Below are 25,524 nucleotides of genomic sequence, written 5' to 3'. Positions count from 1 at the left end.
GCCGCTGTTGGATTACTGCTAGGAGCCGGTGTCGCCGCCACCGGAGACCTGATCGGGATCGGGCTCGTCGGCGTTGCGCGCGATCGCAAGCAAAGTATCGCCCTCCGCGAGGTTCATCAATCGCACACCCTTGGTCTGTCGGCCGGCCTTGCGAACCTGCTTCGCCGCCGTCCGGATGACGCCGCCACCGGAGGTGATCGCGTACAACTCGTCGTCGTCGTCGACGATGAGCGCCCCGACCAGGGTGCCACGTTTCGCGTCGAACTGGATGGTCAATACGCCTTTACCCCCGCGGCCCTGCGGGGTGTACTCCTCGATCGCGGTGCGCTTGGCGTAGCCGCCGGACGTGGCGACCAGCAGATATGTGCCGGCGCGAACCACATTGAGGGACAGCAGTTCATCGCTGTCGTTGAACCGCATGCCCTGCACGCCGGAGGTGGCGCGCCCCATCGGACGCAGCGCCTCGTCGGTGGCCGAGAAGCGAATCGACTGGCCGAGCGCGGAGACCAACAGCAGGTCGTCGTCGGCCGAGCAGAGCACGGCGCCGACCAATTCGTCCTCGTCGCGCAGATTCACCGCGACGATGCCGCCGCTGCGGTTGGAGTCGAAATCGGTCAGTTTCGACTTCTTCACCAGGCCGTTCTTGGTGGCGAGCACCAGGTACGGCGCGTCGTCGTAGGACTTGATCTGGATGATCTGGGCGATCTTCTCGTCCGGCTGGAAGGCCAGCAGGTTCGCCACGTGCTGGCCGCGCGCGGTGCGGTTGGCCTCGGGCAGCTCGTAGGCCTTGGCCCGGTAGACCCGGCCCTTGTTCGTGAAGAACAGCAGCCAGTCGTGCGTCGAGGTGATGAAGAAGTGCTTGACGATGTCGTCCTGCTTGAGACCCGCGCCCTGCACGCCCTTGCCGCCGCGCTTCTGGCTGCGGTAGAGGTCGGTCTTGGTGCGCTTGGCGTAGCCGGTCTCGGTGATCGTGACGACCACGTCCTCGCGGGCGATCAGATCCTCGTCGGCCACGTCGCCGTCGGCGGAGATGATCTGGGTGCGCCGGTCGTCGCCGTACTTGTCCACGATCTCGGCCAGCTCGTCGCGCACGATCGCGCGCTGACGCTCCGGCTTGTCGAGAATGTCCTTGTAGTCGGCGATCTCGGCTTCGATCTTGGCCAGATCGTCGATGATCTTCTGTCGCTCCAGCGCCGAGAGCCGGCGCAGCTGCATGTCCAGGATCGCGGTCGCCTGGATCTCGTCGATGTCGAGCAACTGCATCAGGCCGGTGCGCGCGGTGTCGGTGTTGGCCGAGCGGCGGATCAGCGCGATGACCTCGTCGAGCGCGTCGAGCGCCTTGACCAGGCCGCGCAGGATGTGGGCCCGCTCCTCGGCCTTGCGCAGCAGGTACCTGGTGCGCCGGATGATCACGTCCAACTGGTGGTTGACGTAGAACCGGATCATCTGGTCCAGCCGCAGCGTGCGCGGCACGCCGTCGACGATGGACAGCATGTTGGCGCCGAAGCTGGTCTGCAGCTGGGTGTGCTTGTACAGGTTGTTCAGCACGACCTTGGCCACGGCGTCCCGCTTGACCGTCACGACGATGCGCAGGCCGACGCGGTCGGAGGACTCGTCGTGGATGTCGGCGATGCCCGCGATCTTGCCGTCCTTGACCTGCTCGGCGATCGCGTTGATGAAGTTGTCGGTGTTGACCTGGTAGGGCAGCTCGGTGATGACGATCGTGGTGCGGCCGCGATTGTCCTCTTCGATCTCGACGACGCCGCGCATCTTGATGGACCCGCGGCCGGTGGTGTACGCGTCGTGGATGCCCTGGGTGCCGACGATCAGACCCGCGGTCGGGAAGTCCGGGCCCTTGATCCGCTCCATGCACGCGGCGAGGGTGGTCTCCTCGTCGGCGTCGTGGTTGTCCAGCGCCCAGTAGATCGCGTTCGCCAGCTCGGTCAGGTTGTGCGGCGGGATGTTGGTCGCCATCCCGACCGCGATGCCGTTGCTGCCGTTCATCAGCATGTTCGGCACGCGGCTCGGCAGGACCACCGGTTCCTGCGTCTTGCCGTCGTAGTTGGGGATGAAATCGACCGTCTCGTGGTCGATCTCGCGCAGCATCTCCATCGCCAGCGGCGTGAGGCGGCACTCGGTGTAGCGCATGGCCGCGGCGCCGTCGTTACCGCGGCTGCCGAAGTTGCCCTGGCCGTCTACCAGCGGGTAGCGCATCGCCCACGGCTGGGCCATGCGCACCAACGTGTCGTAGATCGCCGAGTCGCCGTGCGGGTGGTAGTTGCCCATCGTGTCCGACACCGGGCGCGCGGACTTCACATAGCCGCGATCGGGCCGGTACCCGTTGTCGTACATGGCGTAGAGGATGCGGCGATGCACCGGCTTGAGGCCGTCGCGCACTTCGGGCAGCGCGCGGCCGACGATCACGCTCATGGCGTAATCGATGTAGCTGTTCTGCATCTCCAGCTGGATGTCGACCGGTTCGACGCGGTCGCCCGCACCGTCCGGCGGCAGGGTGATGTCGGTCATGAAGAAGTCTCCTTAACGGGCTGACGTGCGCAGACTGCCGGGCGCCACCGCGAACCGGCGGCGCCGCGGGCGGATCACACGTCGAGGAAGCGGACGTCCTTGGCGTTGCGGGTGATGAAGCTGCGGCGGGCCTCCACGTCCTCGCCCATCAGCACGCTGAACAACTCGTCGGCCGCGGCCGCGTCGTCCAGCGTCACTTGACGAAGCACCCGGACGCTGGGATCCATCGTGGTCTCCCACAGTTCCTTGGGATTCATCTCGCCCAGACCCTTGTAGCGCTGGATGCCGTCGTCCTTGTTGATCTTCTTGCCCGCGGCCAGGCCACGCTCGAGCAGGCCGTCGCGTTCCCGATCGGAGTAGGCGAACTCCGGCTCGCTGCGCTGCCACTTCAGCTTGTACAGCGGCGGCTGCGCCAGGTAGACGTGCCCGTGCTCGACCAGCGGGCGCATGAACCGGAACAGCAAGGTCAGCAGCAGCGTGGAGATGTGCTGGCCGTCGACGTCGGCGTCGGCCATCAGCACGATCTTGTGGTAGCGCAGCTTGCTGATGTCGAACTCGTCGTGGATGCCGGTGCCGAACGCGGTGATGATCGACTGGACCTCGTTGTTCTTGAGGACCTTGTCGATGCGCGCCTTCTCGACGTTGATGATCTTGCCGCGCAGCGGAAGGATCGCCTGGTACATCGAGTCCCGCCCGGACTTGGCGGAGCCGCCGGCGGAGTCGCCCTCGACGATGTAGATCTCGGACTTGCTCGGATCCTTGGATCGGCAGTCGGCGAGCTTGCCCGGCAGGCCGCCCAGGTCGGTGGCGGACTTGCGCCGTACCAGCTCGCGGGCCTTGCGCGCGGCGACACGGGCCTGCGCCGAGGAGACCGCCTTGTTGACGATGGTCTTCGCGTCGGCCGGGTTGGCCTCGAACCAGTGGGTGAGGTGCTCGTTGCAGGTGCGCTGCACGAACGACTTCACCTCGGTGTTGCCGAGCTTGGTCTTGGTCTGGCCCTCGAACTGCGGCTCGCCGACCTTGACGCTCACGATGGCGGCCAAGCCCTCCCGGATGTCGTCACCGGTGAGGTTGCCGTCCTTCTCCTTGATGAGCTTCTTATCCTTCGCGTACTTGTTGACCACCGTGGTCAGCGCCGCGCGGAAGCCCTCTTCGTGGGTGCCGCCCTCATGGGTGTTGATGGTGTTGGCGAAGGTGTGCACCGACTCCGAGTAGCCGGAGTTCCACTGCATCGCGACCTCTAGTTCGTGGCCGGTGCCCTTGCCCGTGAACGCGACGACCGAGTTGTGGATCGGCTGCTTGGTCCGGTTGATGTGGCGGACGAAATCTTCCAGGCCACCGGGGTAGTGGTAGGTCCGCGACTTCACCTTGTGCTCGGCCTGCGCGGCGCCCTCTTCGGCGTGCTTGGGCGCCTCGGCAGTCTCGCTGACCACCTCGTCGGTGATCTCGGTGTCGCTGACGCGCTCGTCGTTGAGGACGATGGTGAGGCCCTTGTTCAGGAACGCCATCTCCTGCAACCGGCGCGCGACGGTCTCGAAGTTGAAGGTTGTGGTCTCGAAGATATCCGGATCCGGCCAGAACCGGATGGTGGTACCCGTCCGCTTCGTCGGGTCGCCCTGGATGAGCTTGCCGGGCTTCGCGTCCTTGTACTCCTGGGTCCAGTGATGGCCGCCGGTGTCGATCTCGGCCTCCAGCCGCGTCGACAGCGCGTTGACCACGGAGATGCCGACGCCGTGCAGACCACCGGACACCGCATAGGACTCGGAGTCGAACTTGCCGCCCGCGTGCAACTGGGTCATGACGACCTCGATGGTCGGGATGCCCTGCGCGTGCATCTCCACCGGGATGCCCCGACCGTCGTCGATTACTTCGACGCCGCCGTCGCCCAGCAGGGTGACCTCGACCTTCGTCGCGTATCCGGCCATCGCCTCATCGACGGAGTTGTCGACGACCTCCCAGATCAGGTGGTGCAGACCGCGCTCACCGGTGGAGCCGATGTACATGCCCGGACGCTTGCGAACCGCCTCGAGTCCCTCGAGAACCGTGATGGAGGAGGCACCGTAGTCCTGCTTCCCGGTCGCCTTGGTCGAACCCGATGCGTTGGAGTCTTTGGCAGCCACTGGTCGGTAGCTCTCCTTACTTGCTGATCCCGGCATAGAGCGATCGGACAGCACACGTGAGGCCCTGGTTCATGTCTGGCTCGAGAATCCGGGTCCGGGCGTGGACTGTGTGGAACGCGCCGAAGGTATCGCCGCTAGTTACGTAACCATCCTACTGGTACACCCAACTTACAACCCACCTCCGACACCCCTCACAGCGCCGTGGATGCGAGAAATCGAATACCGCCGACTCCGTTGCGCCTTGCGGCGGTTTTGATCCAGCAGAAGTGGGCTCAGAGATGCGTCGCCGGATCGCGCTCGCACGCTTCGGCAGCGGCATCGATCCGGGCGACGAAGGCGGCGGTATGACGCGCCAGCTCCGCCGGGTGTGAGATCGGCGACCAGTGCCGCGCCGGGATCTCCACCCGGGTCAAGCGCGGCACCCACCGATCTGCCTCGGCGTTCACCACAGGCCGCACGGCGCGGTCCCGCGTGGCGACGATCAGCTGAACGGGCACCTCGATCGGACGGGGCCGCGGATGACGCAGGTGGGTGCGAATGTTCGCGCGGTAGAGCTTCAGGTTGTTCAGCATATCGGTGCGCAGTGTCGGCGCCGTCTCCACCAATGCGGGGTCGAGTCCGTCGAAGAAGGCGAGGAATCGCGGCCACCGGCCGGAGAGAATCCGCAACACCGGATTCGGCAACTTGGGGATCTGGAAGGCGACGGTATAGGCCGAGGCGACGCCCTGGGCCAGCGCACCCCGCAGCCTCGCCGGGGTGAGCGGCCCACGCAGATAGGCGCCGAGGAAGTCCAAGTTCGGGCCGGACACCGACGTGAAGGACGCGATCACCGATGCGGCGTCCTCGGCCGCGACGGCCTCCCATCCGATTACCGACCCCCAGTCGTGCCCGAGGACGTGCACCCGTTCGCCGGGCGAGACCGCGGCGATGACCGCGCGGACGTCGGCCGCGAGCTCCTCGATCCGATAGGCCTCGACTGCGGCCGGCGCGGAACTGCTGCCCGCCCCCCGGTTGTCGAAGGCGATCACACGATGGCGGCCGCCGAGCAGGGCCGCCACCCGGCTCCACAGCAGATGGGTATCGGGCCACCCGTGGATGAGCAGCACCGGCACGCCCTCGGGGTTGCCGCATTCGTAGACCGCGAGTTCGACGCCGTCCCGGCGAACCGTCCGGGTCGCGGTCGCCGGAAACGGACCCACGGCCGTGGTGATCGTCATCGAGGTTCCTTCTGCCCAGACGGTTCCGATCCGACGTCGCAGGGCTTCCGGTGCGGACGTCGAACCGGGGCGTTCCACGTGAAACGCCGCTTCAGGGTAAACGTAACACCAAGTATCACATACTGCCCGGCGCGGTCATCCGTACGTGTCGCGCGGTCCGCGACCTTTGATATGCCGCTCGCCCTTGCGCCAGCTCGGTGCGGCAGGTCCGGAAATCTTCAGCGAGGTCACCACCCCCTGGCCGACCGCGGCATTGATCTTCGCGAGGATCTGGCCTTGCAGCATCCGCAACTGGGTAGCCCAGGCGGTCGACTCCGCGGAGATGCTCAGCACGCCGTCCTTCAAGGTGACCGGCGTGGCGTGCGCGGCGATGTCCTCGCCGACCACTCCCGCCCAACGGCCGAAGACCATGCCCTCGGCCACCTTGCCCGACCACCCGCGGCTCTTGGCGAGGGAGCCGGCCAACTTCGACAACAGCTGTGGATCGCGATCGTCCGGGCCCGCGCCCGACCATCCGGTGCGCCTGCGCCCTCCGGTCCGCAGCCTGCGCTGGGGCGAGGAACGCCCCTGACCGACGGACTTGCCGCTCGCACGTGCCGCGGCGCGCGCTTCCTCCAAGGCTCGCCGGGCCAGATCTATCCCTCGCAATTCGGGTTCCGCTCCTGCGGATTCGGGCTCGGTGGGCCGATCGCTCATCGCCCTTCTCCCTCCGCGTCCCGTGGTCTGTCCCCAGTTTCGATCAAGTTGTCCCCAGCCTCCGCCCACGGTTGCCAGCGCCAGGAATCGCGCATGCCGCACACCCAGGCGGCCGATAGAACACGCTGTTCCCCGCCCAAAACGCCGGATTGTCAGGCAGGGTGGCCGCTTGCTCGACTGTTGCTGTTGCGCGTTTCGCGGAAGCGGTCACCGATGTCCGAGCGAGTTTTCCACAGGTGTTAGGGAATCGGTTCCGGCTGTTGAGGACTCGATCGGCGTTCCCGACGACTGGTCACTGTAGTGGACCGGGGCGGCTGATGGCGAGGCCGGATCTCCGGTCCACTCCACCTGTGGATGGCTAGGGCGTCCGCGACTCCGTCGAACCGGCGACCGGGTCACGTTCACCCTCGGGCGCCGAGTGGGTGGCGTCGTCGTTCAGCCGTTCACCGCCGAAACTGCCACTGTCGGACCGATCCTCGGCGGCGATCCGGGAAACGCGGCCGTCGGGGCCGCCCGCGGTTTCCACTCGCAGCGGCACGGCGGCGAGTTCGGCGGGCACGTCCTCCGGCACGGCCGCGGTGATCAGCACTTGCTCCGCGTCCGCGGCGACGGCCGCCAGCGCGGCGCGGCGGCGACGGTCGAGTTCGGCGAACACGTCGTCGAGCAGCAGCACCGGTTCGGCGCCGGTGGTGCGCAGCAGTTCGAACGCACCCAACCGCAAAGCCAATGCGAACGACCACGACTCGCCGTGGCTGGCGAAGCCCTTGGCGGGCGAATCTCCCAGCACGAGGTCCAGTTCGTCGCGGTGCGGACCGACCAGGCACACGCCGCGCTCGAGTTCCTTCGGCCGGGCGGCAGCGAGTTCGGTCAGCAAGATCGCCTCCAGTTCCGCCGCGTCCTCCGGGCGCGGCGGTCTGGCCGGATCCAGGAACTCCAGGGGCAGCGCGGAGCTGCGATAGACGATCGACGCGGGCCGCGATTCCGGGGCGATCGACGCGTAGGACCGCGCCAGATACGGCGCGAGATCGTGCACCAAACGCAGCCGCTGGGCGAGCAGGACGGACGCGTGCGCGGCGAGGTGTCCGTCCCACACGTCGAGGGTGCTCAGGTCGGCCTTCGACCTGCCTTGCCGCCCGGCGGTTTTCAGCAGCGCCGAGCGCTGGCGCAGCACCCGGTCATAGTCGCTGCGGACGGCGGCCAGTCTGGGGAGGCGAGTTGTGCACAACTCGTCCATGAAGCGGCGGCGCTCCCCGGGATCGCCGCGCACCAGCGCGAGATCCTCCGGGGCGAACAACACCGTCTGCAGGATCCCGAGGATCTCCCGGGGTCGTCGGACCGGTGAGCGGTTGATCTGGGCGCGATTCGCGCTGCCCTGATTCAGCTCGACATCGATGCGCAACTCGCGCCCGGTGTTGACCACGGTGGCGCCGATCCGGGCGCGCTCGGTACCGGTCCGGATCAACGGAGCGTCCGTGGCGACCCGATGCGACCCGAGCGTGGCCAAGTAGCCGATCGCTTCCAGCAGGTTTGTCTTGCCGTTGCCGTTCGATCCCAAGAAAACGGTGCGACCTGGGGATAATTCGACTTCCGCATGCTCCCACGAGCGGAAGTCGCGCAGCGACAGAGCACGGACGAACATCCGCTATCGTGCCCCTGCCTGGGCCGAAGCCGACATTCCCGCCGATCGGCAACTCATGGCCGCGGCGAACGGACCTCGTGCAGTGCGCCGCACTCCTGTGGAAGACCTGTGGATAAACCGGTGCTCTGGCTGCGGGAGCACCGGTTTCTCCGACGTCGCTGGGGAGTTTCCAGCAGCGGCACCGCTCGGCCGCGCTGGATCCCGCGGCGCGGATCCGTTCGACATCAGGTCATGCACAGGCGATCAGCCCGGGAGCCGGACCGGCATCAGCAGATAGATGTACGGGCTCGACAGTGCGGCGAACGTCCCGGAGTCCAGCACTTCGGGCTCCTCCGCGGACGCAGGCAGCAGCACGGCGGGCCTGCTCGGTGTGGTGAAGCCGAAAGTGACCCGGTCGGCGTGCAGGGCGGACAAGCCGTCGATGAGATATCCGGGGTTGAACGCGATGGTGAGCGATTCGCCGCGGAAATCGGCCTCCAGCCACTCCTCGGCGCGGCCCGCGTCGTCGCCGCCCGCGGACAGCAGCAGGCCGTCCGCGGAGAACTCCAGCCGCACCTGCGCGCCACGTTCGGCGACCAGCGCGACGCGCTTGATGGCGTCGGTCAGCGCGGCGACGGCGAGGGTGGCGATCGAGGTGTGCTCCTTGGGGAGCAATTGACGGAACTTGGGGAATTCCGCGTCGAGCAGGCGAGTGGTGGTCCGGCGACCAGCGTTCACGATGCCGAGCAGGCCGTCCGATCCGGCACCGGAGCCCAGGGACAGCTGCACGGGCGCGTCGGAGGGGCCGAGCGTCTTGGCGGCCTCCGACAGCGTCCTGGCCGGGATGAGCACCGAAGTCTCGATATCGGCGCGCGCGGGCTGCCATTCGATGTGCCGCACGGCAAGGCGGAACCGGTCGGTCGCCGCGAGCACGACCTGGGATCCCTCGATCTCCACCCGGATACCGGTGAGCATGGGCAGCGTGTCGTCGCGGCCCGCCGCGACGGCGACCTGGCCGACGGCCTCCGCGAAGACATCCACACTCAGTTCACCGGTCTGCTGCGGCACCTCGGGCAGCTGGGGATAGTCCTCGACCGGCATGGTCGGCAGGGAGAACTTCGCGCTGCCGCAGGTGATCAACACGCGCGTGCCGTCCACCGAGACGTCGACCGGCTTGTTGGACAGCGCCTTGGTGATATCGGCCAGCAGACGACCGGAGACGAGCACCTGGCCGGGCCCCGCGACCTCGGCCGCGACCCGCACCTGCGCGGAGACCTCGTAGTCGAAGCCGGAGACGGTCAGCCCGTCCTCGTCGGCGACCAGCAGCACGCCGCCGAGCACCGGTACCGGCGGCCGGGAGGGAAGACTGCGCGCCACCCAGGCGACGGACTCGGCGAAATCCTCGCGGGCGACCCGAAACTTCATGCTTGCAAGCTCCATCGCCCGATCTGTCCTCTCCCGGTTCCGTGATCTGTTGTCGGCTCGTCAGTGTCGGTGCTCGAAAGGGTCCTGCCGAATCGGCCGCCTTCGCAGTCTGGCACAGGCGACCGACATAGAACCGTACCCGCGGAGGGGACATGCACCTAGCCCGACCCTCCGGCACCGCAGACGACCGCCCCTCGGAAGGGAGCACGGATGGGGCCGGCGGTGCGGGATGAGCCGGGGCGTACCGCGGGCGCGGACTGCTTACGCCGATTCGAGAGGGGGACCGGGATCCCTCTGTCGTCCTTGCTGTGAACCGGGAGGGGCTGCGCAGGAGACGCTGCCGTGCCGACTTTCCACACACCCTGTTTTGAAGAGAGATCTCTAATGAGAAGAACTGAAGTAGTAGTAGGCGCTGTGGATTCTGTGGACTGCGGCCGAATCCGCTGTTCAGGGGGCGTGGTGCCGTGGGGATGGCCAGGGGGTGTCTCGAGGATGAACATCCGGCGGCTGTGGAGGTTCTCAGGTTGTCCCCGATTCATCCTCGAGCGCTCCTCGAGTTGTTCCACCGGATTCACCCGGTTGTTCACACATGTGCACGAAATCGTGGACAGCTCGAGGAATCCTCGAGGACTCCACACGGACTCCTCGAGGATTCCACAAGGCCTGATCCGGACACTGCCCTGGTCAACGGCTGTGCGCAAACCTGCCTGGGGAAACTGTGTAATTCGCCCTGTGAGGGAACTCGCGGAGGCTGCTACCCCGACCTGTGCACAGATCGGTGGACAAACCGGGGGATTCCTCGAGGACTCCACAAGGATTCCTCGAGGAATCCACAGCCCACAAAAAAGCACCGCCCCAGGTCAGGGGCGGTGCTCGGGTGTGGATGCCGCTCAGCGCGAGCGTTGCTTGATCCGGGCTGTGAGTTCCTGCACCTGGTCGTAGACGCGGCGTCGCTCGGTCATCTCTTTGCGTACCTTCTTCTCCGCGTACATCACCGTGGTGTGGTCGCGGCCGAACGCCTGCCCGATCTTCGGCAGGGACAGGTCGGTCAGCTCACGGCACAGATACATGGCGATCTGCCTGGCCTGAGCCAACGGTCGCGCTTTGCCGGGACCGGTGAGTTCTTCCAGCGTGGTGTTGAAGTACTCCGCCGTGACGGCCATGATCGTGGCCGCGTTGATCTCCAGCGCCGTGGTGTCCGGCATCAGATCTCGCAGCACCACCTCGGCCAGCGGAAGATCCAGCGGCTGGCCGTTCAGCGACGCGAAAGCGGTCACGCGGATCAGCGCGCCCTCCAGCTCCCGGATGTTGCGCTCCACCCGGCTGGCGATCAGCTCCAGCACATCGTGGGGCACGTCGAGCCGGTCCATCCGCGCCTTTTTGCGCAGGATGGCGATGCGCGTCTCCAGCTCCGGCGGCTGCACGTCGGTGATCAGACCCCATTCGAATCGGGTGCGCAGCCGCTCCTCCAGCGTGGCCAGTTGCTTGGGCGGGCGATCCGAGGAGACGACGATCTGTTTGTTCGCGTTGTGCAGGGTGTTGAAGGTGTGGAAGAACTCCTCCTGGATGCCTTCCTTGCCCTCGATGAACTGGATGTCGTCGACCAGCAAGATGTCGGTCTCGCGGTAGCGGCGCTTGAACGCGACCTTGCGGTCGTCGCGCAGGCTGTTGATGAAGTCGTTGGTGAACTCTTCGGTCGACACGTACTTGACCCGCATGCCCGGGAAGAGACGCTGTGCGTAATGACCCGCCGCGTGCAGCAGGTGGGTCTTGCCCAAGCCGGAAGCTCCCCAGACGAACAACGGGTTGTAGGCACGAGCCGGGGCTTCGGCGATGGCGACCGCCGCGGCGTGCGCGAAGCGGTTGGACGCGCCGATGACGAACGTTTCGAAGGTGTACTTCGCGTTCAGGCTGGCCGAGGACGTCGCCGGCGCGGGCGATTCCTGCGACTTGGCGAAGTAGGTGGGCCAGGAGTTGCGGACGTTCACCACGGGCTCGTCGTCGTGGTCGCCGCGCGGGTGCTCGCCGACCGGTTCCCGGACCGGATCGTGCGCCAGGCCGGTGTCGTCGTCGGCGGTCTCGCGCAGCGGAGCACGGAGCGGGCCGCGCACGCCGCCCGGCGACGGTTCCGGATTGAACAGGGACTCCTGCCCCGGCGGGATGGCCGGTTCCCTGCGGGGCGGAAGCCCGGGTTCGCGACGGGGTGCGACGTCCGCCCCGGGCACCATGGGCAGTTCGCCCGTCGCGGAATACTCGCCGCGCGGTGGATAGTCGGCGTGGGCGTACTCCGGTTGGCGGTACTCCTCCGGCGGGGCGAAGTCCTGCCCGTATTCCGCCCCCGGGTAGTCGGAGCCGTCGTTGTACGGAGACGCTGCCGGGAATTCGGCCGGCTGTGCATAACGCGGTCCGGGGTAGGCGTCGCGGCCGGGGAACTCCGAGCCGGGGTATGCCGCGGGAGCCCGGCCCTCTCGGGTCCGCTCTGGCCTGCTCGTCATACGCGCGTGCCGGGGGGTATTGCTCTGCCGGTCGACGGTCGGGGTGGTCGGGGCGGCGATGCGGACGCCGAGTCCTTCCACTTGGGGACCGAGCCTGCGGCCGAGGGACCGGAGGATGGGTTCGCGCAGGTCGCGTTCGATGGCCTCCTGTGCCAGCGACGAAGGTACGGAGAGCAGGGCGAACCCCTGTGCGACCGTCAGCGGCTTGACCAGCTTCAGCCAGGCCTGCTGTGCTCGGGTGACCGGAGGGATAGCGCCGTCCGGTGACCCGGTGGTGAGCTCGGTGACAACCTCGGGCCACACTGTGGCCAGCACGTTCTGCTCGTCGTCCATGCAGCTTCCTCCCCGGAGTAGGTCGATAGGAGCAGACGGCCGGGGCACGCGTGGAGTGTGCTGCTCGGGGGTGGGCCCGTGATCCGCTGCGTACGTCCGTAACCGGTTCGGACGCTGTCCGGGTCCCCCATCTGGACAGCGGCGTGGCACCGTCGGCCCTACGAATATGCCACTCCAGGGGTCTTTCCACACAATTATCCACAGATGTGGAGAACCCTGGGGAGCTGTGGAACGCGCGCACGCGCGGGAAGGGCGAGGCTGCGACCTGCGGTTCTGCAGCAATCGACTGGCTACGTACCCTAGCGGCCCGGGACGGGTGCTGGCTAGGGGTGTGGACGAACTCACGGTCATTGCCAGAACGACTGACTCGAGGAAGCCGATTCTGCCTGGTCGCCGCGCCCGGGGCGTACAGGGGGGCGAGTTTGACCCGTCCCTGGACGATCAGTACCCTCGTACAGTCACCCCTTGGTGCGGTGGCGGTCTTGTGCTGACCGCGTTTAGGTCGTGATCGACCGACTGTGCGCCAGGACCGACGCGCGCCGATGATGACCAGACCTGCGATTCATTCGCGCAATACACGTATCACCGACAAGCTTCGGGCACTACCTGGTGCCCGCCTACTCGAGGAGTGTTGACCGTGGCCAAGGGCAAGCGGACGTTCCAGCCGAACAACCGTCGTCGGGCGCGGGTTCACGGCTTCCGCCTCCGGATGCGCACCCGTGCGGGTCGCGCCATCGTCTCGGCGCGTCGCCGTAAGGGCCGCGCTTCCCTCACTGCCTGACCCTCGCTCTCGGACGCTCGGGTGTTGCCTGAGCCGTATCGGTTGCATCATCGTGCCGACTTCTCCCGGACGGTGCGCCGCGGCCAGCGAATCGGGAGGCGTGATCTGGTCGTGCATGCGCTCGCACACGGGTATGACGGAAGCGTGGGCGCGAATGGACGACACGATCAGATCCCCGACGATGCGCTGGTCCGGGTAGGCGGACCCCGCTTCGGGTTGATCGTCAGCAAGGCGGTGGGCAACGCGGTGATTCGACATCGCGTCGCCCGCCGCCTGCGTCATATGTGCGCCCAGGTGGTCGACGAATTGCCGCCCGGGACCGATGTCGTGATTCGTGCGCTCCCGGGCGCCGCCACGGCGTCGTCGGAGGATTTGCTGCGCCAGCTGCGCACCGCGCTGCGCAAGCTCGGCGTCGGCGCCGCAGCGGGCGTGTCGACGGGTGGCACGGCATGAGCCTCTGGGCGACGATCGCCAGACTGCCCGCGAATGTGCTGATCTTCTCGATCGAGCTGTATCGGACCTACGTCTCCCCCACCCGCATGCCGGTGTGCCGATTCACCCCGACCTGCAGCGAGTACGCGGTCACCGCGCTGCGCACCCGGGGCCTGTTCATCGGGCTCGTATTGACGGTCGTGCGCTTGGCCAAATGCGCGCCCTGGCACCCTGGTGGGTGGGACCCCGTCCCGGAGCGGAAGCGGACCGGACTTCGCACCGAGCCGACGGATGGGGCAGCGACCGAGGCGGCGACGCAGGAATCGAGCCTGCCCGCCGGACCGCGGTCGGAGCCGAACGCTTGTAAAGGATCGCCGCCCGCGGTGATCGGCGACACGAACGACGGGAGTGCATAGAGCCGTGCTCGACTTCATTTATTACCCGGTGTCCTGGATCCTCTGGTTCTGGCATCGGGTCTTCGGGTTCGCGTTCGGCGCGGACAACGGTCTCACCTGGGCGCTGGCCGTGGTGTTCCTGGTGTTCACGCTGCGCCTGGTGCTCTACAAGCCGTTCGTCAAGCAGGTGCGCACCACCAAGCAGATGCAGGAACTGCAGCCGCAGATCAAAGAGCTGCAGAAGAAGTACAAGAACGACCGCCAGAAGATGGCGCTCGAGATGCAGAAGCTGCAGAAGGAGAACGGCTTCAACCCGCTGATGGGTTGCCTGCCGATCCTCGCTCAGGTGCCGGTGTTCCTGGGGCTGTTCCATGTGCTGCGGTCGTTCAACCGGACCGGGCACGGCTTCGGCCAGCTCGGCATGACGCCCGAGCAGAACGCGAACACGGCGAACTACGTCTTCAACGCAGCTGACGTCCAGTCCTTCCTGAGTGCGCGCATCTTCGGGGCGCCGATCTCCGCGTTCATCACCACGCCGGTCAACGAGTTGCAGGCGTTCGCCGACTACGGCGGTGTGCCGAGCAAGTTGAGCATCGCGCTCGTCGCCATCCCCCTGATGGTCATCGCCGGTCTGGCGACCCACTTCAACGCGCGCGCGTCGGTCGCGCGGCAGACGCCGGAAGCCGCGGCCAATCCTCAGGCCGCGATGATGAACAAACTCGCGCTGTGGGTGTTCCCGCTCGGTGTGCTCGTCGGTGGCCCCTTCCTGCCGATCGCCATCCTGCTGTACTGGGTCTCCAACAACATCTGGACCTACGGGCAGCAGCACCTCGTGTTCGGTCGCATGGCGAAAGAAGAGGAAGCCAAGAAGCAGGCGAAGCTGGAGCAGCGCGCGCAGAACGCGCCCAAGCCCGGCGCCAAACCGGTCAACGTGAAGAAGAAGCCCGCCCCCACCGCGGCTGCTGACACCGCCACGGACGAGGACACTCCGGTCGCCTCGTCGAACGGTACCGCGAAGCCGTCTAAGCAGTCCGCGGGCCAACGCCGCCCGGCCGGCCAGAAACGGCCTGGCAACCGGGGCAGGGCGAATCAGAAGCGCAGGCGCTGATACCCGATCGGTGGGCCGAGCCGCCCACCTCTCTCTATCGCTGAGCAACCCCTTGATCGCGAATACCGCCCGGCGGCGATTGCCCGGCGCGCGCGATGAGCAGATGAAGGAAATCAAATGACTGTTGAGACCGACGGAGGGGACGCCACCGTGACGACGACGACGGCGAGCGCCGGAGCGGACACCGGCGATGTCGTGAGCGATGCCGAGGAAGCGCTGATCGAAGAAGGCGAGATCGCGGGTGACTACCTCGAGCAGTTGCTCGATGTGCTGGACTTCGACGGCGACATCGATCTCGATGTGGAAGGCGACCGCGCCGTGGTGAGCATCGACGGCGGCCGCGACCTGACCAAGCTCGTGGGACGCAACGGCGAGGTGCTCGACGCGTTGCAGGAACTGACTCGTCTCGCTGTGCAGCAGGCGACCGGAGTGCGCAGTCGGCTGATGCTGGATGTGGCGGGCTGGCGGGCGAAACGGCGGTCCGAGCTGAGCGAGCTCGGCGCGGCCGCGGCGCAGCGGGTGCTGGCCTCGGGTGAGCCGGAATCGCTGGCTCCCATGACCCCGTTCGAGCGCAAGATCGTGCACGACGCGGTGGCGGCCGTCGAGGGCGTCAGCAGCGAGAGCGAAGGCGTCGAGCCGAACCGGCACGTGGTGGTCGTTCCCGGCTGAGCCGTGGCATCCCCGAAGCGGGCGGCATGTTTCGCGGCCCGGACGGGTAGTGGTTGGATAGGGCCTCTGGTCTTCGGACCGGGGGCCTTGTTCGTGTTCGGAGCCCGATTGCTCGCTCGTAGATCGAACCGAGTTCGGAAGGATGTTTCACGTGGAACGAGATCTCGGTGGAACCACCGCCGTACCCGCGGAGCTGGAACCACCCGCGTCGGCGGCCACCGTCTTCGGCGACCGACTCGATCTCGCGCGTCGATATTGCACAGCGCTCGCGACCGCGGGCGTGGAACGCGGGTTGATCGGCCCACGCGAGGTGCCCCGCCTGTGGGATCGCCACCTGCTCAACTGCGCGGTGCTCGGTGAGTTGATCGCCGAGGGCGCTTCCGTGGTCGACATCGGCAGCGGCGCGGGCTTGCCCGGCATCCCGCTCGCGATCGCTCGACCGGACCTCCGGATCACCTTGGTCGAGCCCCTGCTGCGCCGAACCGTTTTCCTGAGCGAGTTCATCGAATCGGTCGGACTCGATGTGACCGTGGTACGTGGGCGCGCCGAACAGTCCGGCGTGATGAAGGAGGCCGGCGGCGCGGACGTTGTCACGTCCCGTGCGGTGGCCCCCCTCGGGAAACTCGCTCAGTGGTCTCTCCCCCTCCTTCGCGACCACGGACACATGCTCGCTCTCAAAGGCGCCAGCGCGGCAGAGGAACTCGAACGCGACGGCGAGGCGCTGGCGAAAGCCGGAGCCGGCAATGCCATCGTGTTGGAATGCGGCGTCGGTCTGGTGGACACGCCCACCGTGGTGATCAGCGCGGAGCGACTTCCTCGCGCCGAGCGCACCTCGCGGCGGCGCGCCGAACGAGCGGTCGAACGCGAAGGCAAGACGGTTCGCAAGACAGCAACGGACCGCGCGCGCAAGCGTGCCGCACGCAAGGCCGAGTAGCAGCTTCGATCGCGAAGGTTCCCGGTTCGAGCTGGGACCAGCGGTCATTTCGTCACCCTGACGGAATGGTTGATCTGACCTTGGTCACACGGTGCGTGTGGATGGTGCGGCGCACTCGAATGGGCGCGCATCACCATGACTCGAACCCGATCTGTGGAGTACTTCCGATCTGGGGCGCGGTACCGAGACTGTCCCCGCTCCGCGAGCGGACGCCTAGCCGCTGAGGCCTGAACTGTGCCGCATGTTTCACGTGAATCCAGTGGCAGCTAGGCATCGCCGAGACAGCCCCGAACGACCGATCATTCGACCCCGTATGACGATGCAAACCGAGCGCGTTCTCATGACGAAGGTGACCTGGTCCTCGACCAGCGCGGAGAAGATGCCGCGCAGCGCGGACAGCTCCAGCACGGCGACCTCCTGCGCGGCCAGCTCGCCGCGCACCTGGACCTCGACGCTGACCGGCAGCTCGTTGCCTGACGTGGTGGCAGCGAGATTCGGCGATGTTTCACGTGAATCATGCTGCGCGTTCGGCTCGACCTTGAACGCCCAGCGCCCGTAGAGAACTCACGCTCGGGCGTGAACCGAGCTGGTTGCGACACCGCCGCCAAGCAGAACTTCGCACCTCGTGAGCTTCTCGCTCACCGCATGGGGCAGGGCATGGCGCGCCGCTTCGTCCGCTCGTGCTTCTGGCGCGCAGTCAAACTGGTGCGCCGCCATGTCGACACGAAAAGGTCGGCGCGGGATAAGTCGATGGGCGGTGATGCGGCCGGTCTCGCGCCGGACGGCAGCACGTCCGACGTCCCGGCTTGACGATCACCACCCAACGGTCAAACCGTCGCTGTGAGTGGTTATCCGGCATCCGCAGAGGGCCGCGTCGCACCCGGCGCCGCCTACTCCCCACCGTCGGCCGCGCGGCACAAGCCAATGTTTCATGTGAAACAGCGCGCGCGGCGGGGTGAATTCGTGCGGATTCGCGTGTCGCTCTGCGCCTCGCCGCGATTCAGCTTTCTTAAACCGCTCAGTGCTGGCAAGCTAGTGGGCGTCGGGCGTGAGCGTAGGTGCCACGGAGGGATCTGGTTGTCACAACGGCGAGGAGCTCCGCTCGGTCGATCGGGCGCCGCGAACCCGGTTGTGCATCGTGTTCGATCCGACAAAGGCTGTTGCACACACGGCGCCGATCCGTCCCGTCGCGCGTACGTGTTCTGAAGTTCTCGGGTTAGGAGCTGTCTATGTCGAGCGGTCCGGCGAATGTTTCACGGGAAACAACGTCGCGCGTGCCGGGGATGCTGGACTCCAGCAATTTCGACGCGGATGCATTCGGAAGTACCCCGTTCGGGCACATCTCCCCTAGTGAGACCCCGATAGCTGCCGAAGCGCAACGTGCAAGTCAGGTCCTCCATCCAGGAAAGGTGACTGTGCCGAAACCGCACGAGCAACGGATCATCACGATCGCCAATCAGAAAGGCGGCGTCGGGAAGACGACCACCGCGGTGAATCTGGCGGCCGCCCTGGCGCATCAAGGGATGACGGTTCTCGTGATCGATCTCGACCCCCAGGGCAACGCCAGCACTGCCCTCGGCATCGAGCATCATTCGGGTGTCCCCTCCAGCTACGAGTTGCTCATCGGCGAGGTCTCGGTCAGAGAAGCTATCCAGACGAGTCCGCACAGTGAACGTCTCCTGTGCATCCCCGCGACCATCGACCTGGCGGGCGCCGAGATCGAACTCGTGTCGATGGTGGCCAGGGAGGGCCGGCTGAAAGCCGCAATCCAAGAGGCGAATATCGCCGGATACGACATCGATTACGTGATGATCGACTGCCCGCCGTCCCTGGGGCTGCTGACGGTCAACGCGCTCGTCGCGGCAAAGGAGGTGCTGATCCCGATCCAGTGCGAGTACTACGCGCTGGAGGGCGTCGGCCAGTTGCTGCGCAATATCGGTCTGGTGCAGGCGCACTTGAACCCCGAACTCCACGTCTCCACCGTGATCCTCACGATGTACGACGGACGCACCAAGTTGGCCGACCAGGTCGCCGAGGAGGTCCGCGGACACTTCGGCGATGTCGTGCTGCGGTCGGTGATTCCGCGCAGTGTGAAGGTGTCGGAGGCGCCGGGTTACGGCATGACGGTGCTCGATTATGATCCAGGCTCCCGGGGCGCGATGAGCTACCTGGATGCCGGACGCGAGATGGCGGCCCGCGCGGTGGCTCCGCGCGTCGCCGCGACGAAGTCGGCGGAGTGATTCGGCCAGTGGTGTCGATGCTCGGCACAGTCCGGTTTGGTGGCGGAACGAGGAAGGGGTCGGTAGACCGATGAGTCAGGCGAAGAAGGGTGGGCTCGGGCGCGGTCTCGCCGCGCTGATCCCGACGACACCGACGACAGCACCGGGCCTCAGCAGCGCCGCTGCGAGTGTCATCGGTCTGGATCCGGTGGGGCCGCAGCCGCCCGCAACCTACCTGCATCGGGTACCCGATCCCGCCGACAACGCCGAACTCGAGGCAGGCGGCGCTGTCTACCGTGAGATCCCGCCGGACCAGATCGAACCGAATCCGAAGCAGCCGCGCACAGTCTTCGAAGAGGACGCGCTGGCCGAGTTGGTGCATTCGATTCGTGAGTTCGGTTTGATGCAGCCGATCGTGGTGCGCCGGACCGAGCCGGGCGTGGATCGCTATCAGCTGGTCATGGGCGAGCGGCGCTGGCGGGCCTGCCAGGAGGCGGGGCTGGCTGCCATTCCCGCGATCGTGCGGGAGACCGCGGACGAGTCGATGCTGCGCGACGCCCTGCTGGAGAACATCCACCGGGTGCAGCTGAATCCACTCGAAGAGGCGGCGGCCTACCAGCAGCTGCTGGAGGAATTCGATGTCACCCACGAGGAATTGGCTGCCCGAATCGGCCGCTCTCGCCCGGTCGTGACGAATATGATCCGTCTACTGAAGTTGCCTATCCCGGTGCAGCGCCGGGTCGCGGCGGGCGTACTGTCCGCCGGACACGCGCGAGCACTGCTCGGTCTCGAAGCGGGTGCGGACGCTCAAGAGGTGCTCGCCGCCCGAATCGTCGCCGAGGGACTCTCGGTCCGGGCTACCGAGGAAGCCGTCATGCTGGCGAACCGAGAGCAGGACGCGGCCGCGCCCTCTCCCGTCGTCCGTCGCAAGCCGATCGAGATGCCCGGCCTACAAGCCGTGGCCGATCGGTTGTCCGGCTCCTTCGATACTCGGGTCCTGGTGAGTATGGGCAAGCGCAAAGGCAAGATCGTCGTCGAGTTCGGGTCGGTGGAAGACCTCGAGCGGATTGTCGCCCTGATGGAGCAGAACGCACCTACCGTGTGACAGAAGTGACGAAATTCAACTTGTGGTTTCCATAGGCGCGAGTTCCGGGCCGAAACGTCACTGTGACGGCAGGAATTCACGCGGCCGTGGAGCGCCCATCGCTCCCGGCGAAGCAACACAAGTTCTTCTGACCAACAGCACAGCGACATGGAATGAGGCGGGTTCCCCTTGATCGCTTATTCTTGCTGGCGAGCAAACGTTGATGCGACGTGAGCGTGGATGAATCGGACAGCTGGAGGCTGAGCAGAGCGGTGTCGACCAGCGTCACAGCACTAACCCTCGGCGGACTGGAGAAGCTTCCCGCGCATGCGCGGCGCTGTGTCTTCTGGGAGATGGACCCCGCGGTGGCCGAGGATTCGCGCAACTTCAGCGATCCGGTGTTCGAGAAGGAAGCCTGGTTGTCCACGGTCATGCTGGAGTGGGGTTCGTGCGGGCAGGTGGCGAACGTCGACGGTAACGTCGCCGGCTGCGCCTTCTACGCACCGCCCAGCGCGGTGCCCCGGGCCACCCTCTTCCCCACTTCCCCGGTGAGCCCGGACGCGGTCCTGCTGACCACGCTGCGGGCCGAATTTCCCTATCGGGATGCCGATGTCGCCCACCACCTCATCCAGGCTGTGGTGGCGGACCTGGTGCGCCGTGGCGTGCGAGCTCTGGAGGCATTCGGCATCCGGACCCACCCGGCGACGCAGGCGCTGTCGGAGCGGTCCGGCTCGATGACATTGCTCGAGCGGATCGTCGCCCCGATCAAGAGCGCGAGCGCCACGACCGAGTGCTCACCGGAGAGCTGCATGATCGATGCCGACTTCCTGGAAGATGTCGGCTTCGAGGTGGTGGCCCCGCATCACCGGTTCCCGCGGTTGCGGTTGGAACTCGACTCGGACCACGGCTGGAAGGAAGACGTCGAACGGGCGTTGGATCAGCTGCTCGCCGCGGCGTCGATGACCGTGCCGACTCGTATCGGAGCGCGCTGAGCCAGACAACGAAAAGCCCCCTGGCCGATTCGACAGGTCAGGGGGCGCTTCGAAAGATGGAAGGCGAAGCTACATCCGGTCCGCGGCGGCCAGCTCCTCGGCCAGCAGCTCCGCGAAGGTGTACGTACCGGTCGGCTGGTCGTCCTGCCCCAGCAGATACAGCCGCTTCACCGAGATCAGAATGGCCTCGGCGATCACGTCGCGCATGCGCGGGTTGGTGAGCACCGAAGCGTCGTATTCGTTGGTCAGATAACCGATGTCCACCTGCACCGTCGGCATCTTGGTGAGGCGCAACAGGTCCCAGGTGCGCGCATGGGTACGGCAGTCCTGCAGCGACGTCCGGGCGACCACCTCGCGCTGGATGAAGCCGGCCAGCACCTGTCCGATCATGGACACCGAGCCGTGCGAGTTGCCGAAGTAGAACCCGGCCACGCCGTTGGCCAGCGGGCTCGGGTTGGTGGCACAGCGCAGCGAAATCATCAGATCCGCGTCGAAGGCGTTGGACGTGTCCGCGCGCTCAACGTCGGTGGGGTTGGCGCCCCACGGACGCGACAAGAAGGTCTCCATACCCGTGGCCGCCATCCGTCCCTCGAGCCGGCTGGCCAAGTCCCACAGGATTTCCGACTCGTAGACGTCGCCGTACTCGGTGGGTACGGCACATCCCTTGTCCGACCCGCCGAGACCCGGATCGATGACGATTCGCTTGCCCGTCAGCTGCGGCCCCGCCCGGTGCACCACTTCTTCCTCGGCGATCCGGTGCGGATTGCCTCCGGTCACCCGGGCGCCGAGCAGGTCCAGCGAGCGCAGCGTGTCGGGTCCGCAGATGCCGTCGGCCGACAGCCCGATCTCCCGCTGGAAAGCGGTCAGCGCGTCATGGGTGTGCGGACCGAAGTAGCCGTCGACCCGGTGCACGTAGAAGCCGAGGTCCTGCAGCCTGCGCTGGAGCGTGGCCACGTCGTCGCCGTAGAGCGGCGCGGACAGCTGATAGATCAGCGTGCGCGCGCCGAGCCGGTAGGACGCCTCCTTGAGCGCCCGGTAGGTCGCCGGACCGACCACCCCGTCGACGAGCAGACCGCGATGCTGCTGGAACGCGCGAACCGCGGAGTCGAGGTGGTGGTCGAAGGACACCTCCGTGTCCTTCCAATATTCGCGTGCGTCCGCCTGATCGGTACCGACGTGCGCGTGTAGGAACCCGAGGCTTGCCAGGGTGCTCCGAACCTCTGCTACGGCTGGACCGGAATCGCCGTGACGAAGTCGGTGCATGCGTGAGAGCCCTTTCCTTCCGTCAACCCGCAGGTACCCACTCATGCGATGGGATACACCTTCGCACGACCGGAACGTCGGTCGATTGTCTCAGACCCGGACCAGGTTTCGACAACCCCGGGTCCAGGGCATCCTACGGCGCGTCGTCGGATCGCGTCGTCAGATGACGTCTTCGAGTTCGCGCAGAAGAGCCGCCTTGCCCTTCGCCCCGACGATCTGCTTGACCGGCTTACCGCCGCGGAACAGCATCATAGTGGGCAGCGAGAGGATCTGATAATCGCGGGCGGTGCTCGGGTTGGCGTCCACGTCCAGCTTCGCGATGGTCAGCTTGTCCGCGTGCGCACCGGCGATCTCCTCCAGGACGGGCGCGACCATCTTGCACGGCCCGCACCAGTCGGCCCAGAAATCGACGAGGACGGGCTTCTCACTCAGCAGCACGTCGTCGGCGAAGGTCGCGTCGGTGACGACAACCGTGTTGGCGGACTTGGACATGGGTGTTCTCCTAGCGATACAGCGAAACGAAAGGTGTGTAGCTGGTCCGGTGCGAACTCAGTTGGCGGGGACGGTCACCGACTCGCCCGCGTGGGCGAGAGTGTTCGAGGTGATGTCGCCCTGCTCGGCCAACCAGCGCTCGGCATCGATGGCCGCGCGGCAGCCCGTGCCCGCGGCGGTGATCGCCTGACGGTAAGTGTGGTCGACCAGATCGCCCGCGGCGAAGACGCCGGGGATGTCGGTCGCGGTCGTGGGGTCGTTCACCAGCACATATCCCTCGTCGTCCAGGGCGACCTGGCCTCTGACGAGCTCGCTGCGCGGGTCGTGGCCGATCGCGACGAACAGGCCGGTGGCGGCCAGTTCGGAGGTCTCGCCGGTGCGGGTGTCCCGCAGGGTCAGGTGGGTGACGCTGTTCTCACCGTGCACCTCGACCACTTCGGCGTTGAGCACGAACTTGATCTTCTCGTTCGCCTTCGCACGCTCCAGCATGATGCGGGAAGCGCGGAATTCCTCGCGGCGGTGCACGATGGTCACGCTGGAGGCGAACTTGGTCAGGAAGGTCGCCTCTTCCATCGCGGAGTCGCCGCCGCCGACCACCACGATGTCCTGCCCCTTGAAGAAGAAGCCGTCACAGGTGGCGCAGGCGCTGACGCCGCGGCCGAGCAACCGCTGTTCGCCCGGGACGTTCAGGTAGCGCGCGGCCGAGCCCATGGCGAGGATGACGGCGTAGGCCTCGAAAGTTTCGCCGCCGACGACGACCTTCTTGACCGGGCCGGTCAGGTCGACGGCGTCCACGTCCTCGGTGCGGATGTCCGCGCCGAACCGTTTCGCCTGCTCGCGCATCTCCTCCATGAGATCCGGGCCCATGATGCCGCCGCGGAAGCCGGGAAAGTTCTCGACCTCGGTGGTGGTCATCAGCGCACCGCCGAACTGGGTCCCCTCGAACTGCAGCGGCTGGAGCTCGGCGCGGCCGGCGTAGACGGCGGCCGTGTAGCCGGCAGGTCCGGAGCCGATGATGATCAGATCGCGAACTGGCGCGCCGGTGTCGCTTACTTGCTCGCTACGCTCGCTCATGGGGCCCTTCCGGGAAGATTCGATCGGACGTGTCGGTCAACAACAGGGTAATGGCTGTTGTTCCCGCGTCGGCGGGGTCACACCGCGCGGGTGGTCCAGATCGCACGGTCAGCCGATGTCCTGCAGTGCCTTGCGCTGGGGATCGCCCGTACCGCAACCGGTTCCGACCACCAGGGCGGTGATCTTGGGCGGCTGCGGGCCGTTGAGCAGGATGAGTACCGCGTTCCCGCCCTGGAATCGGATGTCTGTCGATCCGAGGACCGTGCGGTCGAGACCGTTCGCCCGGACACAGCGCTCGAGTGCCCCGGGGCCGGCCAGGGAGCCGGTGACGGTGTGACGGCCGAGCGCGCTGAGGGCCATGGTGGCGGTGAGATCGTCGCCCCATTCGTCGTTCCCCGTGGTCGGCTGCGCGGTGGGCGCGGGAGCGTCACCGCCGCGCAACGTCGAGACCCACACCCCCGCACCCGCCACGGTGACGATCGCCGCGGCCGCCGCGGCGAACCACCGCAATCGGCCACGGCGCCGCTCGTCCAGTGCCACCGGCGGGGATTCGGAAATCCTTGTTTCCCCGGCGGATTCGCCGGCCCACGCCCGCGGAAGCTCGTGAACGGTAGCGTCGGGCGCGTCCTCCGGCGGTTCCAGTTCGTCGACGAACAGAGCGAGCCGAGCCGCCACATCCTCCGGCATCGGGTGAATGATGCGCTCATCCCGGCCGAGAGCACGTAACTCGGCGGTGACGTCGTCCAAACCGCGCAGGAATCGCACGGCCTCTTGATCACGGGAGACCACGGGCCACAATTGCGCACGCTGCTCCGGCGTCACGTTGTCGGCGTGCAAGTCAGCCAGCAATTCGGACGTGAACGGGGGCTGCGGCACGGACCGGGTAGCCATCGCACCTCCGTTGTTCGCATCTGACATCGCGGGGATCCCCTCGCCGACGGGGCCTGCCTCTGAATCGTTCAGGGGTTCGTCACTATTAATGACGCATCCCAACTACCTCCGGTTCCCCGGATCACGCAGATAATCCAATCGCTCTTTCAACCGCTGCCGCGCGCGAGCGCACCGGCTCTTGATCGTTCCCTCGGGCACACCGAGCAATGCGGCCGCCTCGGCCACGCTATACCCCTCCACGTCGACCGCGACGAGCGCGGTCCGCTGATCCGGCGGCAAGGAGAACAGCGCGCGATCGATGTCCATGGACATCTCCACCTGGGCCATCTCGTCGCGATCGTCCTTGGGCTCGGGCAGCGACTCCGGCGCCAGCGACACCGCGCGTCTGGTCTTGTTGCGGCGGATCCGATCCAGGCAAGCGTTCACCACGATCGCATGCAGCCAGCTGCGCACCTCCGCCTCCGCACGGAACGAGGCAGCCGTGCGATGCGCCGACAAGAGCGCTTCCTGAAGCGAATCGGCCGCGTCCTCGCGCGTGTAGGACGTCCGCAACGCGGTCTGCCACAGGTGATCGTTGTGCCTGCGCAGCAACTCGGCGAACGCGTGACGCTGACCACGCACATGCGCCCGCAACAACTCCACATCGGTGGCTTCACCGAGTACGAGGGAACGCCCGTGACACATCACCTGCCGCGACGCCCCCCTGCCGAGCTCCTCGTTCACTTCGGACGACAATGCCAACCCCTTGGACGGCCCTCAC

At 66.7% G+C, this 25,524-nt stretch carries 21 protein-coding genes and 1 pseudogene; 9 read left to right on the top strand and 13 right to left on the bottom strand.

Features of this window, described 5'->3' with window-relative positions; all coding sequences use genetic code 11:
* Positions 1-18: 18 nt before the first annotated feature.
* From gyrA to dnaA, 7 genes are all read right to left on the bottom strand, one after another.
* On the bottom strand, positions 19-2,526 hold the full coding sequence (gene gyrA / locus QMG86_RS31535; protein ID WP_281876517.1) for a DNA gyrase subunit A: 2,508 nt from the start codon (positions 2,524-2,526) through the stop codon (positions 19-21).
* Positions 2,527-2,600: 74 nt separating this feature from the next.
* Positions 2,601-4,646 carry a DNA topoisomerase (ATP-hydrolyzing) subunit B gene (gene gyrB, locus QMG86_RS31530; protein WP_281876516.1) on the bottom strand — a complete coding sequence of 682 codons (2,046 nt, stop codon included), beginning with the start codon at positions 4,644-4,646 and terminating at the stop codon, positions 2,601-2,603.
* A gap of 272 nt (positions 4,647-4,918) precedes the next feature.
* Entirely contained in the window at positions 4,919-5,863 is a 945-nt protein-coding gene (locus QMG86_RS31525; RefSeq protein ID WP_281876515.1) for an alpha/beta fold hydrolase, read from the bottom strand.
* 135 nt (positions 5,864-5,998) lie between these two features.
* Entirely contained in the window at positions 5,999-6,559 is a 561-nt protein-coding gene (locus tag QMG86_RS31520; protein ID WP_281876514.1) for a DUF721 family protein, read from the bottom strand.
* 358 nt (positions 6,560-6,917) lie between these two features.
* Positions 6,918-8,198: a DNA replication/repair protein RecF gene (recF, locus tag QMG86_RS31515; RefSeq protein ID WP_281876513.1), complete on the bottom strand. Its 1,281-nt coding sequence runs from the start codon at positions 8,196-8,198 to the stop codon at positions 6,918-6,920.
* Positions 8,199-8,441: 243 nt separating this feature from the next.
* On the bottom strand, positions 8,442-9,617 hold the full coding sequence (gene dnaN, locus QMG86_RS31510; protein ID WP_281876512.1) for a DNA polymerase III subunit beta: 1,176 nt from the start codon (positions 9,615-9,617) through the stop codon (positions 8,442-8,444).
* A gap of 875 nt (positions 9,618-10,492) precedes the next feature.
* A complete protein-coding gene (gene dnaA / locus QMG86_RS31505; RefSeq protein WP_281876511.1) occupies positions 10,493-12,430 on the bottom strand; it encodes a chromosomal replication initiator protein DnaA in 1,938 nt (645 codons plus the stop codon).
* Positions 12,431-13,067: 637 nt separating this feature from the next.
* Here dnaA and rpmH point away from each other — a divergent pair.
* The 6 genes from rpmH to rsmG all read left to right on the top strand — a co-directional run bounded on the left by rpmH (position 13,068) and on the right by rsmG (position 16,749).
* Positions 13,068-13,211, top strand: coding sequence for a 50S ribosomal protein L34 (gene rpmH, locus QMG86_RS31500; RefSeq protein ID WP_006550910.1), 144 nt, complete (start codon positions 13,068-13,070; stop codon positions 13,209-13,211).
* Between the two features lie 21 nt (positions 13,212-13,232).
* On the top strand, positions 13,233-13,664 hold the full coding sequence (gene rnpA, locus QMG86_RS31495; protein ID WP_281876509.1) for a ribonuclease P protein component: 432 nt from the start codon (positions 13,233-13,235) through the stop codon (positions 13,662-13,664).
* Positions 13,661-14,059 (top strand): membrane protein insertion efficiency factor YidD, encoded by a 399-nt coding sequence (gene yidD, locus QMG86_RS31490; RefSeq protein ID WP_281876507.1) that lies wholly within the window; start codon positions 13,661-13,663, stop codon positions 14,057-14,059. The genes rnpA and yidD overlap by 4 nt, the downstream gene beginning before the upstream one ends.
* A gap of 4 nt (positions 14,060-14,063) precedes the next feature.
* Positions 14,064-15,146 carry a membrane protein insertase YidC gene (gene yidC / locus QMG86_RS31485; RefSeq protein ID WP_281876505.1) on the top strand — a complete coding sequence of 361 codons (1,083 nt, stop codon included), beginning with the start codon at positions 14,064-14,066 and terminating at the stop codon, positions 15,144-15,146.
* Between the two features lie 117 nt (positions 15,147-15,263).
* Positions 15,264-15,815, top strand: a complete 552-nt coding sequence (locus QMG86_RS31480) for a Jag family protein (RefSeq protein WP_281876503.1) — start codon at positions 15,264-15,266, stop codon at positions 15,813-15,815.
* 142 nt (positions 15,816-15,957) lie between these two features.
* The gene (gene rsmG / locus QMG86_RS31475) at positions 15,958-16,749 is read left to right on the top strand and encodes a 16S rRNA (guanine(527)-N(7))-methyltransferase RsmG (protein ID WP_281876500.1); all 792 of its coding nucleotides are present in this window, start codon (positions 15,958-15,960) and stop codon (positions 16,747-16,749) included.
* 342 nt (positions 16,750-17,091) lie between these two features.
* Here the strand turns inward: rsmG and QMG86_RS31470 are convergent.
* A pseudogene (locus QMG86_RS31470) lies at positions 17,092-17,220 on the bottom strand (hypothetical protein); the annotation flags it as partial.
* An 812-nt stretch (positions 17,221-18,032) separates the two neighbouring features.
* Here QMG86_RS31470 and QMG86_RS31465 point away from each other — a divergent pair.
* The 3 genes from QMG86_RS31465 to QMG86_RS31455 all read left to right on the top strand — a co-directional run bounded on the left by QMG86_RS31465 (position 18,033) and on the right by QMG86_RS31455 (position 21,044).
* A complete protein-coding gene (locus tag QMG86_RS31465; protein WP_434085640.1) occupies positions 18,033-18,989 on the top strand; it encodes a ParA family protein in 957 nt (318 codons plus the stop codon).
* A gap of 70 nt (positions 18,990-19,059) precedes the next feature.
* Positions 19,060-20,073, top strand: a complete 1,014-nt coding sequence (locus tag QMG86_RS31460) for a ParB/RepB/Spo0J family partition protein (protein WP_281876498.1) — start codon at positions 19,060-19,062, stop codon at positions 20,071-20,073.
* Between the two features lie 251 nt (positions 20,074-20,324).
* Positions 20,325-21,044, top strand: a complete 720-nt coding sequence (locus QMG86_RS31455; RefSeq protein WP_281881224.1) for a GNAT family N-acetyltransferase — start codon at positions 20,325-20,327, stop codon at positions 21,042-21,044.
* Between the two features lie 69 nt (positions 21,045-21,113).
* Here the strand turns inward: QMG86_RS31455 and QMG86_RS31450 are convergent, their stop codons facing one another.
* From QMG86_RS31450 to sigM, 5 genes are all read right to left on the bottom strand, one after another.
* Positions 21,114-22,307, bottom strand: a complete 1,194-nt coding sequence (locus QMG86_RS31450; RefSeq protein ID WP_281876497.1) for an N-acetylmuramoyl-L-alanine amidase — start codon at positions 22,305-22,307, stop codon at positions 21,114-21,116.
* A 159-nt stretch (positions 22,308-22,466) separates the two neighbouring features.
* Complete coding sequence (gene trxA, locus QMG86_RS31445; RefSeq protein WP_159840992.1) at positions 22,467-22,799, bottom strand: thioredoxin; 333 nt, start codon at positions 22,797-22,799, stop codon at positions 22,467-22,469.
* Positions 22,800-22,856: 57 nt separating this feature from the next.
* Entirely contained in the window at positions 22,857-23,873 is a 1,017-nt protein-coding gene (gene trxB, locus QMG86_RS31440) for a thioredoxin-disulfide reductase (protein ID WP_281876495.1), read from the bottom strand.
* Between the two features lie 108 nt (positions 23,874-23,981).
* Entirely contained in the window at positions 23,982-24,764 is a 783-nt protein-coding gene (locus QMG86_RS31435; RefSeq protein WP_281876493.1) for an RsmA family anti-sigma factor, read from the bottom strand.
* Positions 24,765-24,866: 102 nt separating this feature from the next.
* Positions 24,867-25,448, bottom strand: coding sequence for an RNA polymerase sigma factor SigM (gene sigM / locus QMG86_RS31430; RefSeq protein ID WP_281881222.1), 582 nt, complete (start codon positions 25,446-25,448; stop codon positions 24,867-24,869).
* Positions 25,449-25,524 lie beyond the last annotated feature (76 nt).

The organism is Nocardia sputorum (assembly GCF_027924405.1).
GTDB lineage: Bacteria > Actinomycetota > Actinomycetes > Mycobacteriales > Mycobacteriaceae > Nocardia > Nocardia sputorum.
The sequence above is the reverse complement of the archived record's forward strand: the minus strand, read 5'-3'. Positions and strand labels throughout refer to the sequence as shown.